Below are 14,290 nucleotides of genomic sequence, written 5' to 3'. Positions count from 1 at the left end.
CTGAGAAAGGGACCCGAAAGCGTAGCTTTACGTACAAAAGCGGACGGATTTAGCGGAGGGGCGGTGGGGTGAAGGTCGCTTTCTTAACGTAGCGGAGCCACGGTTCACATGCAGAAACACTTATGAAATTTCATTTCACAGAGGGGAATGAAAATAGGCGAAGGCTTTTCCTAACAGCATTAAACTGAGATAATCATAGTAAGGTGGGTGCTGTTAGCCGTTTGCTTTATGGTGGATGATACCCCGATGCAGAAACTGGTTCCAACAACATTTAAGCACAGAAGATTGTGCCACGAGCACGGGTAAGAAATTTCAAGTAGGCTTGTTGTTGGACGCACTCACCTACGTTATTAGGAGGTGATCTTCAATGGATGCTATTCTGGAATGCTGCGCGGGACTGGATGTTCATCAAGAAACGGTGGTAGCCTGTATCCTCTTTGGTTCCTTGGAATCTAAGCCTAAAAAGACGATCCGGACGTTTAGTACGACCACATCTGACCTTCTGGCGCTTACCGATTGGTTGGAAGAAGAGAAATGCTCGCATGTCGCCATGGAAAGTACCGGAGTGTATTGGAAACCGGTTTGGAATATTCTTGAGGCAGGGTCGTTTCAACTGAGTTTGGCCAATGCTCAACGCATTAAGAACCTACCCGGGCGGAAAACGGACGTCAAAGATGCGGAATGGATTGCCCAACTTCTTCGAAGCGGATTAATTGAAGGAAGCTTTGTACCACCGGCGGAAATCCGTGATTTGAGAGACTTAACCCGATATCGGAAAAAACTCCTTCAGGATGCAACCCAAGAGAAAAACCGCATTCATAAAATTTTGCAGGATGCCAATATCAAGATCACCACCTATATTTCCGATATTTTCGGGGTTTCAGGACGCAATATTATGGAGTCCCTGATGGATGGAGAAGTGATTACCGTAGAAAAGCTTAACCAGATGGTGAAAGGTAAGGTTAAAAGCAAGATACCGGGTTTAGCGGATGCTTTAAATCATCGACTGCGGAGCCATCACCGGGACATGATTCGATATTCATGGAGTCACTTGAAGTTTTTAGAACAGAGCCTGATTAACGTGGAGCAGAAAATAAGTGAATGTATGGCTCCATACCAGCAAGAGGTCGAGCTATTAACCTCAATACCCGGTATAAATCAGACGTCTTCAGCGATCATGATCGCTGAGTTGGGGGCAGATATGTCTGTCTTTCCTACAGATAGTCAGCTGTCTTCCTAGGCTGGAGTATCACCCGGCAATAATGAAAGCGCAGGTAAAAAAAAGAGGGAGTGTTTCCGCAGGAAACAAAGCGTTAAAAGCGGTATTATGTGAATGCGCATGGGCTGCTTCTAAAGTAAAAAACTCTCGTTTATCCGCAACCTATTGGCGATGGGTTAAACGGATGGGTAAAAAGAAGGCTTTACTGGCTCTGGGCCATCTGATTCTTCGGATTGCCTATCGGATTTTAGTGACGAGAGAAACCTATAGGGAACTCGGAACAGAATACATGATGGAGCGTGAGAGACAGAAGGAACAGCGTCTCATCAGACAACTTCAAGCAAAGGGCTATCAGGTTTTACAAGCCAACTGAAGAATAACCCAATGCAAAGTAGGAATCTATTTTCGTAAGAAAGCAGCGGGGTTTGGCGTAAGCTGTTAAGAAAGCGAGTGAACCAGCCCCGGAGCTAGGGAGTACGCGTTGTGCGTAAAGCTACGCGACCCGAACTGCCTTTTCACCCCGCGCCGTTCCCCTCCGGCATGACCTGCGAAGTCCGCCCCGGCTAATGTCTGATCACAGCGGCCTGCAAGTCATACCCCCCAATAATGCGGGCGATCTCATCCAGCTCTTCGGCCTTAAAGCTCAAATCCTCAGTAATGGTGTAATTCATATCCAACTGCTTATATTTGTTAATCCCTAACTTATGGTAGGGCAGCAGGTCGATTCCCTGAAAGTTCTTGCAGCTGCTGAACGGTTGAAGGAACTCCATGGTGCGGCGGATGGTGTCCTGGCTGTCATTCATGCCTCTGATCAGGGGCATTCTGATTTTGATATTGAATCCCCGGTGGATCAACTCGGTCAGATTATCCAGGATCCGTTCATTCCTTACCCCTGTCAGTTCGTAATGCCGCTCCGGGTCGATATGCTTAAGATCATACAGAAACAAATCGGTGAACTGAGCGATCATGAGCAAAGTATCCAGCTTGGCATACCCACAGGTTTCGATGGCGGTATTGATTCCCATCCGTTGGCATTCCATGAGCAGATTGGTGGCAAATTCAGGCTGGGCCGTTACTTCCCCTCCCCCAAGGGTGACTCCTCCGCCTGAGCTCAGGTAGAAGAGTGCATCCTGCTGGATGATTTCCAGCACCTCGGAGATTTTCAGATCCTTACCGGCGATGGAGAGTGCTTTTTTCGGACAGATTGTTTCACACTTGCGGCAGCCCACACAATCAATACTCCGGTTGGTGGTATGCTTCGGCGGTTCATAGTGAGTGGGTACCGTCTCGCCGTCACGGTTGGTAAAAGAATGGATGTTGACAGGACAAACGGGAATGCAATTGCCGCAATGAATACATGAGTCCTCCATATACATGACCTGATATTTTCGCTCAAGTCCCTCAGGGTTGGAACACCATTTGCATCTCAGGGGGCAGCCTTTGAAGAAAATCAGTGTTCTTATGCCCGGTCCGTCATAGAGAGAATACTTCTGAACATTGAAGATCCTCGCCTGCCGTTCTAAAATGCTGCAAATTTCAGTATTCATAATGTCTCCATTTTATAGAAGCTATCTTAAAGAGCCTACCTATTTAAAAATGCTACCTGATTAAAGAAACTACTTTTTTAAAAATGTTCCAGAACGGTCCGGCTGATGATTTCATCCTGAACCTCTTTGCACAATTCCACGAAGTAGGCGCTGTATCCGGCCACCCGAATGATGAGATCCCGATATTTATCCGGTTCGATTTGAGCCCGTTTCAGGACTTCATTATCCACATAGCTGAATTGCATCTGGCCATTGCCGAGGATGGAGGCTGTTCTGAGCAAGGTGATCAGGCCGTTTTCCCCTTCCGGGGTTTCCAGAATACCGCGCAATAGTTTAAAATTATGAACCATGCCGATATTCATGGACTCGACGCTCAGCTTGCTGACGGATTTGATGATGGCGGTGGGTCCAAACTTATCCGCACCCTGGGTGGGACTGATTCCGTCGGACAGCGGTGTCCAGGCCAGTCGGCCGTTGGGGGTAGCGCCCGTGATTTCACCGATGGGAGTGTTGTTGGAGATGGAAAGGGTGCCATGGGTGAAATGTGAGAAGAGCATTTTGAAAGAATTGTGCACCCGTTCGGTCCAAACGATCAGATCTGAAGCAATTAAATCGGCATAATCATCATCATTTCCGTATTTCGGCGCATTCAGACAATCGGTCCGCAGGGCTTCATAGCCTTCAAAATTGGCATTGAGAGCATCCCTGATTTGTTTCAGTGTGTACTTCTTTTCTTCAAAGACCAGCTTTTTGATGGCCGCCATGGAGTCTGCATAGGTTCCCAGGCCGGAGAAGATCAATCCGGGACCAAAATTGATCCGGGCTCCACCGCTTGTCACATCCGTCCCCTTTTCCATACAGCCTTCCACCAGCAGGGACATCAGGGGTTTGGGAACAAGCTCTTTATGAACACGCTGACTGATGATGGTGCCAATGGCTGATAAGCGAATAATGTTCTCTATTTGTTGCTTGCAGGCGGCATCAAATTCTTCATAAGTCTTGAAGTTGTCGAGATCGCCGGTGTCAAGACCTTCCATCGTGCCCCGCCATTTCATGACCCCGCGGTTCAGAACAAATTCGATGGCGATGGGCCATTGAGTATAGCCGGTGGAAGTCCACTGATAGATACCGCCGGATTTCTGAGGTTCCACACAGCCCATCAGGCAATAATCCCGGGAATCTTCGATGCTGAAGCCTTTGGCCAGCATCATTTTGATATGACTGTCATCAAAGTGGCAGGCGGGGAATCCCAATCCGGCTTTCACCACTTCCACAATCTTTTTCAGATACCTTTGGGGGGATTGATTATGAATCCGGCAGGCCAGGGAGGGCTGATACATCTTGGTAAAACGAACGGCATCCATGATCAGATAGGTCAGCTCGTTGGTGGCATCCCCTCCGGTTCGCTTCTGCCCCCCTACAGTACAGTTGATGAAGGGTTGATAACCGGCGAAATATTTGGCGCCCTGTTCGCTGGACAGCCACATCACTTCCGAGCATTTGATCAGGAAACAACTCATCAATTCGAAGGCTTCCAGCTTGTTGAGCCGGCCGGCATCCATATCGGCCTTGAACATGGGGTAGATATATTGATCCAAACGTCCCAGGGAAATGCCTGTCTGGTTCTCTTCAACGACAAACAGCGATTCCAGGGTCCAAATCGATTGGAGAGCCTCATGGAAAGTACGGGGCGGATTAGCGGGAACCCAGGTCAAAACATCAGCGATCTTGTGCAATTCTTGCTTCCGTACAGAATCCACTTCCCGGTCGGCTGATTCCCGGGCATAATCGGAAAGCCGCCGGGCATAAGCCAGAATACCGTCGCAAGTCTCAATCTCCGCTTTATAGAAGTAAATCTTGTCGATATCCTCCGGGTTTTCCATGGACAACTTGCTCAATCTGTCCTCTGCTTCTTGTCGTACTCCTTTGATCCCTTTTTTAATCAGGATCACATCATATCCGGGAGCAGTATCACCGCCGCCGTTGATCTGATGGTAGGAAAGATCACTGACAAAGGACTCCCCGGAAAAGGACCAGATCCCGGCATCTTCGTATTGTTTCTGACAAATCTCATCCACGCTTTTCCCTTCCCAGAAAGGGAAGATTTCTTCCCGGAGGATGCGCTTATCTTCTTCACTGATTTGGAAGGGATCCTGGGGCCGGGTGGCCATGGTATCCAATTCATCCCTTACCCATCTCCAGGCAATATCCGGTGAAAAAGCACCGGCCCGCGGTTTTCCGCAAGGATGCCCCACAATGAGCTCGTCTTTTTGAATAAGGAGGGGGGCTGTCTCACAGGCTCTCCTGAAACACTTGGCCCGGAGCAGAATCTTTGGCAAGCCGGGATTTGTTTTGGTCACTTCAGTAAATGCTCTGGCCCGATAGATGCTGACACTGGGTTTAGCCTGCAAATAGGCTGTGCGCAGATTGCTTAAACGTGGCGTAAGACCGGTGATCTCCCCTTCGTAGACAGGAGACTTGCTGTCCTGCTGCGACGGAGATGCAGAATTTGCTGCCAGTTCCTTGGCGATCCCTTGGAATAGTTTCATCACAACGGTTGTTTCTTCCGGAGATAAGTTCTTAGTAACATCGGCAAACTTTGCCGAGAATTCTTTGATATCCATCCTTTGCCCTCCCTTTACTCATTAGCTCTTTAAGTATTTCGATAAGGTATAAGCTGTTCCAGCAGTTTTTCCAACAGCACGTTGAGATCCTGGGTGCTTTCCTTAGAGTAACCTGTGCCCGAGCAAAGACTTTCCTGCTGTCCCGCTGATTCAGCCTGCACACCACAGGTTATATCCTCCAATTTCCTTACCCCATAGCCCACCTTGCGGATGTTAATCAAATTCAGCGGTGAGACATTATCTGAAGTGAATCCGCCGCCCACTGCACCGCAGCCAAGGGTCAAGGCCGGGAAGAGATTGGTTGTCCCTCCGATTCCTCCCAAAGTGGCGGGGGTATTCACAAGTACTCTCGATACGGGTTTTTTCAGGGCGAATTCCCTGATTACCTGCTCATTCCGTGAATGAATGACGAGGGTATGCCCCCGGCCATCGTTGAGGAGCAGTTCGATACACTTTTCACAGGCGTTGAACCAATCCTTCTCCACATAAAAAGCCAATACCGGACAGAGTTTTTCTTTAGCATAAGGGTTAGCCGGTGAGACAAATTTTTGTTCAGAAATGAGAACCTTGGTATTTTCCGAAACGGTGATACCGATTTTCCTGGCCAGCTCCACAGCCGATTTACCGACGATGTCCGGATTGACGCTGCCGTCAGGGCGCAGAAAGAGCTTGCCGAGTTGCTCCGCTTCCTCTTCGGACAGAAAGTAGCCGCCATTCCCCCTGAGTTCCTGTCTTACTTCGTCGGCAATGCATTCCTCAGCTATAACGGATTGTTCTGAGGCCGACACGATGCCGTGATCAAAGGTTCTGCTGGTAATAATGTCTGCTACCGCCTGTTTTATGTCGGCTGAACGCTCTATAAAGGCCGGGCCGTTCCCAGGTCCGCCATAAATAGTCGGTTTTCCGGCGGCATAAGCTGCTTTGACCAGCTTGGGCACTCCTGTAACGATGATCAGGGCTGTATCCTTATGATTCATCAGTCCCAGTGTCCCTTCAAGGGCCTGGGTTCTCTGATAGCCAATGGCCCCGCAAGGCAGTCCGCTGGCTTCAGCGGTCCGCACCAGTATCTCCAGCACTCTTCTGGTGGTCTTTTTCGCTTTGGGATGAGGTGAAAAAACAATGGCATTGCCTGATTTGATAGCAATTAAGGTTTTATAGATGGCGGTGGATACAGGGTTGGTGGAAGGAAGCAAAGCGACAATGACTCCCACGGGTACACCCACATCCAGGGTCTGATTCTCTTTATCTTCGGCAATAATGCCGACAACTTTCATCTTCCTGATTTTCTTACAGAGAAAATCACTGGCAAAAATATTTTTGATATATTTGTCCTGCCATTTTCCGAATCCCGTTTCTTCGTGGGACATCATAGCCAGCTCCCGGGCGTATTTCACCACTTCCCCAGCCATACGCTCCACAATCCGGTCCAGCCTTTCCTGGGAAAAGGTGGCCAAAGCCTTCTGCGCTTCACGGGCGTTTTCGATCAGAATCCGTGCTTCTTGAATTGCAAGCAAATCATTGTCCATTCGATTCATTCTTTATCCCCCTTTCCACTTGAGGATTGAATAGCACCAGCAAAACTGCACTGTTTACCAGTCAATAAGGTGTTTGGCCACAATTTTCTCCACATCGGGATGGGGTCTGGCAATCACATTGGTGCTATAAATTTGGCCCACCTTGCTGGCTGCGGCGATGCCGGCCTCTACCGCCGTTCTCACTGCCCCCACATCGCCGCGGACAACCACGGAGATCAGACCTGAGGCCACATTCTCATAACCCACCAATTCCACTTCTGCAGCCTTGCACATAGCATCCGCAGCTTCCAGCACCGAAACCAGACCATAGGTCTCTATAAACCCTAATGCATCATTTCTCTCCACGGGGTATTCCTCCAAAACCTTCAGTGTTAAGCATCGATATCATGCCGTGAAACAATCTTGCCCACCCGGCTGACAGGACGCGGCATAACATGAGCAGCCGTCAGTTCTCCAATTGCTGCGGCGGCCGCTGCACCTTTTTCTACCGCCGATCTCACTGCGGCCACATCGCCCTTCACCATCACGGTAACAAGTCCTGAGCCGATATTTTCATAGGAAACAAGCACTACATCTGCAGTTTTGCACATGACATCCGCTGCTTCAATGGCCGGTACCATTCCCCGGGTTTCAATAAGTCCTAATGCTTCTTCGCCAAAGTACTCCATAAATTGCTCCTCTTTTTATAATGTTAAACCCGTTGGTACTTTTTAGCTTATTTGCCCGAATTTTGTTCAATATTAAGTTGTGTAGGATTGCACATGTTACTTTTATTATAGTGCCTACCGGGATAACTGTAATATACTAAACACTTATACGGGATATAATCGGAGGTGTAGCACCGGCGGAGAGTGAAAAAAGCGGCTATCAGAAACGAAAGCCCTGATAGCCGCTTAGTTAAGTTGCAGGAATTAATTATGATTAGTCTTCTTCCGGATAATCGATAACCTGGACTTCTTTTTCTTTGCCGAAATCCTCCTTAAGCCACTTGCATAAGGACATCCCTAAGATAACGATAATAATTATAGTAGGTACGCTGGTGGCAACAGAGGAGAGCTGCACTACCGGTAATCCGCCCACCGTCATGATCGCCACTCCGATCACAGCCAAGGCTGAACACCAGAAAAGTCTGGTCCAGCGGGGGGATTCCTGATCATTCTTAACCTCTTTGCACGCGATCATGGAAATAATATAGGCATTGGAATCGATGGTCGTAGCCTGGAAAATAAGCATTACAAATAAGAAATAGGGAATCACTATGGCCGTTAAGGGCAAGGTATTTAGGACTTGGGTGATCATTGCCCCGCCACCGAACTCAGCCAAAGTCTGATCAAGGGCCACTCCTTGATTAAGCTGAAGATCGACTGCATAGCCACCAAATACCAAGAAGAACAGTGAACAGCCGATGGTGGTTACGATCATCATATTGACAACAACATTTCTGATCGTTCTCCCCCTGGAGATTCTGGCCACGAATAATCCGAAGTACATGGCCCATGCAGCCCACCAGGCCCAATAAAATACTGTCCAGTCCTGAGGAAAGCCTGATTTGGTAATTGGATCTGTATACAAACTCATCCGTAAAAAGTTAGTCGCCCAAACCCCTATGCTGTCAACATACATGGATAACATAAACAGCGTGGGGCCTACAAGCATCACAAAAGCCAGTAATCCCATACAGAGCCAACTGTTTAATTCCGATAATTTCTTAATGCCGCTATTTAACCCTGAGTAAGCACTATAGCCAAATACCGCCGAAATCACCAGGGTGACCCCAACTTTTACCGTCATAGAATCCTCGACACCCAGCATATTGGCGGTTACCGCTGATATCATGGGTACAACCGTTCCTAAGGTGGTTCCTAATCCGCCTACCAGACCGATAATAACAAAGATATCGATAACTCTGCCCAGCCAGCCGTCAACCCGGTCTCCCAATATTCCCCGGCAAGCATAGCTTGGGTAAAAATAGGGCTTTTTCCTTACATAAATCATGTAAGCGAAGGCGATGGCTCCCGGGACAAAGATAGCCCAGGCTGAAATACCCCAGTGAAATATTCCATAAGCAAGAGAGAATTGGGCAGCTTGCGCTGAAAATGCCTCACCCCAGTAAGGAGGCCACTTAAGATAAAAGATAGGCTCAGCCATGGTCCAATAAACCAGCCCTGCTCCCACACCGCCTGTGAACATCATCGATATCCAGCTGAAGTTTGAAAACTCAGGTTTATCATCGGGTCCACCCAATTTGACATTGCCATATCTGCCAAAAGCCAACCACAGTGAAAATATGACGCAACCCAAAGCAAATAATAACCATAACCAGTCCATTCTATAGGTGATCGCTTTCAATGCGGCTGCAACAAAGGGCTGTAGTTCTGTGCCAAAAATCATCATCGGGGCATATAGCGCCACACATAAGATAGCGCTGCCCCAGAAAACAACAGGATTAATACGAGCATCTACACTCTTGGATTTGGGTATTTTCTCCAGCTTCTCTTGTAACAAGTTTTTCACCCTTTCTTGTGATTTAATCTGAGAACCGGGTTTAAGAAGATAAGTCAGCTGATAAATTACACGTGTCTATCTATAGTATGTGTTATGAAAGCAAAATCCTTGGTTATTACCTTATTGGTATTTTCAGGTCCGTGAAAAACAATCCTATGCTGATGCCCGCTAAGATCCCTGGGTTATCCGCTTTAGTATCGCTATTTTTTACCTCCTTTTTAAAGATTAAACAGAAATTTGCTATCTTTCACACATAACTTATAGCAAAAATAGGGGGCTGTTGTAAAACGTTAAGAGAAAAGTGTACGGCGACAGGTTCTTTTAACATTGCAACAGCCCCTAGTCAATTCAATCTAAATATCTTCGGAGAAAATCTGATAAATTGGGGCCCCTTCGCATTGGGCAGGGAACCGCAATCCGAGCAGTACGGAAACTGAAGGTGCTACATCAACTTGGCGGATGACCCGCTCTGTGGTAAATCCTGATTTAATACCACTGCCGGCCGCCACGAAAATGGGGGAAACAGATGTTTCGAAATATCCTTCGGAAGTGGAGATGCTATCTCCATGCAATCGGTTGTATCCTTCTTCGATGGAGAAGAAAATATCACCGCACTCCGGGCCATTGGTGCCGATCAGCACAGCATCCTTATTTCTCAGGCAGATGCCGACCACACGCTTGCCGGTTCTCTCATCCCGGTAGTTATACAAATCGGAGATGAGCTGTTCCTCTAAATCATACTTATCTTTCGGATCCACAATCCCGTATTTATCCCGGCCCTTAAGATTGATATAAATGTAGTTGCTGCGGATCTGGACAGCCCTGGTTTTTTCCCAATCCACTTCTCTGAGGGAGTTGCCGTTTTCATCTTTTTTCATGACGGTGTAACCCAGATCTTCCATGACCTTGGTGTTAAGGCCGCCGTATTCTCCCAGAATGGGAGGTACGTTTTCCCCAACAATCAGACCATGATCACTGACGATCAGCACTGTCCAGCCCTCGTCCAGCAGATGAAGGAATTCCCCGAAATAATCGTCGGTTTGGGTATAGAACTTTTCGATGAACCCTTGGTAAACTACTTCATCTGTGTGATCCCATGGCGGCAGGGTCTTGCCCAGATGCCATAACTGGTGACCGGCACAATCGATATTATGAAGATGGGAGAATACGACTTCATACCCTTTTTCTTTAATGCAATGATTGAGACAATCTGCCTGCCACTTATCGTAGATTGCCCAGGAAGGTTCAAAGATTTCCCGAACCAATTCAGCATCTTCTCCGCCAATCAGGCTGACCGGCGGGACATGACCGACATTGTTCACAATATCCTGATAAAGGTCTTTGGTATGCCATAATTGATCATTGCTGATATCAAGAGCATTGCTGATCCAGACTCTCACGTTATTACCCGCCGGATCAAGTTCTAAGATCTTCATGGAACGGCAGGCAGGTTTAGTGACTTCTTTTTTGGTCACATCATCAATAATGCCTGTTACCATTTTGTCTTTCTCTAAAATAACGATGGGCTGTTCCGCTTTTTTGTTCTTGTAAACAGCTACTCGATCGTATTCTCCGTTTTCATTCTTGAGAATCAAAGCAGGGCGTCTTACGATACCGCCGGAGGTCAGAATCGTGAATTCTTTAGCTCCTTCCGGGGCATTGCTCCAGCCTGTCGCCTCCTTGAGAGGAGAGTTGACGATATCATAGGCTACTTTGCTGCCGATCACCACTTCGGTATCTTCATCATCCATGACATAGGTACGGATTTCACCGCCTTGGCGGGCAGTATCACCCCACCAAAGTTCCATCATTTCATCATCGACTTCATCATCCAAAGTATCTTCCAAATCCGTAATAATGCAGCCTACCCCTGCCGGCTTATCTACTCTTGGTGCATAGCGGACTTCTTTAATCTCCGGTGAGGCTACAATGACTTTTTCCCAGTCAAGCTGGGCAACACCCATGTTGACAGAACCGGGCTGGGTACCATCGACCACACTTAAATTTTCACTGTGGGAGGTTGGGGGCCAGGAGCTCCCCGGCCAATGCCAGACCAGAGTCTTCAGGCCGGCTTCAGAAGTAATATTCCAGATTTGTTCTGCAGTGCAATTGCGGGAGTCCATATTGTAAACCACCGCGTCCAGGCTTTCCGGCGATTGTCTCCAATAACAGGTGATGCCGTGAGTTCCCGGATAAGCGCCTGTAGCAAGAGTCGTCCAACAAGGTGGTGTAATGGTTGGAATAGCTCCCAGAAGCTGTAAATCCTTTCTGGCTGATCCCTTGGCAATAAATTTTTCTAAATTAGGCATTTTCCCTTCAGCCAGGTATTTGCGACTAATTCTTGGGTCCATACCGTCGACCCCTAGCACCAATAGTTTATCGGTTAGTGCCGCTCTCTTCATAGATTTCATACTCCTTTTATAAATTTTGCTTCGTCTCCAACTATCTGCTGAATCTTCGGCAAGGTGTCCTCACATTTATTTAATAGTGAACGTGTTATCGTTCACCAGGGAAGAGCTCAGGAAGTTTGGTAAGAGCATCTGCCTGCTCATAATTTTCCATAATTCCCCCAACTCAGAAATTTCCCACAATGAGGAAGCCCCTGATACCTACTGATTTTTTATCCCTCCTTGGTCAAATAATTGGATCTTTGATTGTTCTTGTGATATCTTTTACTTGCCCACATTATAAGCAATCCTTTTTTTCCTGTAAAATACTTAATGATTATGCCCCCTATAACCAACACATTAAACAATTATAATTTTTGCTAATACTGCTTATTGAGTATTGTTATTTTAATCTCAAATTCGTATAATTTAGTCAGGCTCAGTCCGCGGGTTTATTCAAAGTAAAAATACCCTATAAAAGGTAAATACTAGAAGAAGGTAATTAAAATGCGTCTAGAACAATTAATGTATTTAGTTGCAGTCAACGAATCTAAGTCCATTTCCCTTGCCGCGGAACGTTCCCACATTTCGCAGCCTGCTCTTAGTTCTGCTATCAGTAAGCTCGAAGATGAACTTGGTGTAGTTCTGTTAAAAAGGACAAATTCTGGCGCTTATTTAACGGACGTGGGGGAGCTCATTATCGTCAAGGCTAAGGAAGTGCTGAGCGGAATTGACGATATTAAAGCCATTGCCCACGGTAACTCCCTTGTGCTCAATGGCAATATATCTATTGCCGCCGATCCTGGCGTCAACATTACGATCATGCCAGATATACTGACTACTTTCAAGTACAATCATCCGAAAGTCAATGTTTTGCTTAAAGTGGGAGAATCCAATAATATTTTGCAGGACATTGAAAAGGGGAAGGCGGATTTTGGTATAATCTTAAGTACCGATGCCTTTCGCAAATCAAAGGATATGCAATCTATCGAACTTTTTGCCGATGAATTTGTCGTGATTACAGGGAGCAATCGTAAATTGGCTTCTGAATCGACCATAACACTGAAAAGAGCCTTATCCTTGCCCATTCTTCTGTACAACACCGAGTACATTACTGAATGTGGTGTATCAAGTCTGCTGCAAAAACACGGCTCTTTCAACGTCTCGTATCGGGTCGATAATTTAGAGATGATGGAAAAGATCCTGACACAGGGAGAGGCTATTGCTTTTGTCCCTAAGTTTATGGCTGATGAGTATATGAAAACCAGTAAAATAAAAAAAATCCCGCTCAGTGATGCCCGTTTGGATGTATCCGTAGTCTTAATTTGGTCGGATCGCCATCATCTTTGCATGATTGAAAAGGAATTTATCAGAGTCATCAGGGCCACCTGTTCCCGGAAAGCAGAAGTCAGGTCCTAGTAAGGCAAGGCCTGGTTTTTAATGCTGAGATAACTTTGTTTATCTCAGCTTATTTATGTCGATGACGAAAGCTGCACTTATGGGGGGCATATCTACAATGTATTTTACTTTTCCCGCCGAAGCATGTTAAATGTTTCTCATGAGGGTAAAATGATACTCTCGACAAATTTCTTAGCTGCAGGTGTCAATGGGACACTTTTTAGATAACATAAGCCGATACTTCTTTTCGGAATGTCTTCTTCCAGCTTCAGCTCATACAAGCTGCCATTAGCCAGATAATCTTCGGAAAACTCTTTAATGACACAGGCAATTCCTAAGTTTATTTTGGCAAACTCCAGCATCAGATCATAGGACCCCAGCTCAAATACGGGGGAAAGGGGAAAGCCCTCCTTTTTCAGGAAACTCTCCACATAGTTTCGGGAATTTGATTTCTCCTCCAAAAAGATCAGCGGTAGTTCCATAAGCTGCTTGAAGGGAATGGGTTTTACCGTCATGTCTTTATATTTTTCCCCGCCGACAAAGATGTCGTGAATCTCTCTGCAGGGGATGACGTACAGGCTTTCATCCTGAATCGGCAAATTGCAGATTCCTACATCTGCTTTTCCGGACTTGATAAAGTCTTGGATCTCTGTTGTCGTGCCATTGAGTATATTGAGCTTGATGCTATGGTAGGCACTGTGGAATTCCTCCAGGTAAGGCAGCAAAAAGTAACGGGTGATGGTATCGCCAACCCCGATCCGCAATTGTCCGGCTTTTAATTCTTTAAATTCAAGGATTTTATCTTCTGCCGCATGGATCATGCCCAGGGCGGAGTTCACATGCTCATTTAAAAGCTTTCCCTCATTGGTCAAGAGGACGCCCCTTGAGGTCCGATAAAAAAGCTGTACTTCCAATTCACTCTCCAGCTTGGCAATGGCTTGACTGACAGCCGACTGGGTCATATAGAGTTCCTGGGCTGCTTTGGAAAAGCTTTTATTCCTGCTTACTGCATTGAAGATGCGATATAAATCTAATTTGCCAATCATATTAGCTCTCCTTGTATCAGATATTATGA

11 protein-coding genes are annotated in these 14,290 nt (G+C 46.7%); 3 read left to right on the top strand and 8 right to left on the bottom strand.

Going from position 1 to position 14,290, the window contains the following annotated elements:
• Window positions 1-367: 367 nt before the first annotated feature.
• Both DESLBE_RS17020 and DESLBE_RS27085 read left to right on the top strand, forming a co-directional pair.
• Entirely contained in the window at window positions 368-1,240 is an 873-nt protein-coding gene (locus tag DESLBE_RS17020) for an IS110 family transposase (protein WP_243131330.1), read from the top strand.
• A gap of 163 nt (window positions 1,241-1,403) precedes the next feature.
• Window positions 1,404-1,592, top strand: coding sequence for a hypothetical protein (locus tag DESLBE_RS27085; protein WP_242659917.1), 189 nt, complete (start codon window positions 1,404-1,406; stop codon window positions 1,590-1,592).
• 190 nt (window positions 1,593-1,782) lie between these two features.
• Here DESLBE_RS27085 and cutD read toward each other — a convergent pair whose 3' ends face one another.
• The 7 genes from cutD to DESLBE_RS16985 form a co-directional block, all read right to left on the bottom strand.
• Entirely contained in the window at window positions 1,783-2,766 is a 984-nt protein-coding gene (cutD, locus tag DESLBE_RS17015; protein WP_144677672.1) for a choline TMA-lyase-activating enzyme, read from the bottom strand.
• A gap of 77 nt (window positions 2,767-2,843) precedes the next feature.
• Complete coding sequence (cutC, locus tag DESLBE_RS17010; protein ID WP_144677671.1) at window positions 2,844-5,390, bottom strand: choline trimethylamine-lyase; 2,547 nt, start codon at window positions 5,388-5,390, stop codon at window positions 2,844-2,846.
• Window positions 5,391-5,419: 29 nt separating this feature from the next.
• On the bottom strand, window positions 5,420-6,925 hold the full coding sequence (locus DESLBE_RS17005; RefSeq protein ID WP_144677670.1) for an acetaldehyde dehydrogenase (acetylating): 1,506 nt from the start codon (window positions 6,923-6,925) through the stop codon (window positions 5,420-5,422).
• 54 nt (window positions 6,926-6,979) lie between these two features.
• Entirely contained in the window at window positions 6,980-7,270 is a 291-nt protein-coding gene (locus tag DESLBE_RS17000) for a BMC domain-containing protein (RefSeq protein WP_011462304.1), read from the bottom strand.
• Between the two features lie 26 nt (window positions 7,271-7,296).
• Window positions 7,297-7,593, bottom strand: coding sequence for a BMC domain-containing protein (locus DESLBE_RS16995; protein WP_005815246.1), 297 nt, complete (start codon window positions 7,591-7,593; stop codon window positions 7,297-7,299).
• A 253-nt stretch (window positions 7,594-7,846) separates the two neighbouring features.
• Window positions 7,847-9,430, bottom strand: a complete 1,584-nt coding sequence (locus tag DESLBE_RS16990) for a BCCT family transporter (protein ID WP_144677669.1) — start codon at window positions 9,428-9,430, stop codon at window positions 7,847-7,849.
• Window positions 9,431-9,783: 353 nt separating this feature from the next.
• The gene (locus DESLBE_RS16985) at window positions 9,784-11,832 is read right to left on the bottom strand and encodes an alkaline phosphatase family protein (protein WP_015945529.1); all 2,049 of its coding nucleotides are present in this window, start codon (window positions 11,830-11,832) and stop codon (window positions 9,784-9,786) included.
• A gap of 492 nt (window positions 11,833-12,324) precedes the next feature.
• On the opposite strand from DESLBE_RS16985, the gene DESLBE_RS16980 reads away from it, so the two are divergent.
• On the top strand, window positions 12,325-13,236 hold the full coding sequence (locus DESLBE_RS16980) for a LysR family transcriptional regulator (RefSeq protein ID WP_005815230.1): 912 nt from the start codon (window positions 12,325-12,327) through the stop codon (window positions 13,234-13,236).
• A 137-nt stretch (window positions 13,237-13,373) separates the two neighbouring features.
• Here the strand turns inward: DESLBE_RS16980 and DESLBE_RS16975 are convergent, their stop codons facing one another.
• Window positions 13,374-14,261 carry a LysR family transcriptional regulator gene (locus DESLBE_RS16975; RefSeq protein WP_011462306.1) on the bottom strand — a complete coding sequence of 296 codons (888 nt, stop codon included), beginning with the start codon at window positions 14,259-14,261 and terminating at the stop codon, window positions 13,374-13,376.
• Window positions 14,262-14,290 lie beyond the last annotated feature (29 nt).

Source organism: Desulfitobacterium sp. LBE, assembly GCF_007830365.1.
In the GTDB taxonomy this organism is placed as follows: domain Bacteria; phylum Bacillota; class Desulfitobacteriia; order Desulfitobacteriales; family Desulfitobacteriaceae; genus Desulfitobacterium; species Desulfitobacterium hafniense.
This window is presented reverse-complemented; position numbering and strand designations above follow the sequence as displayed.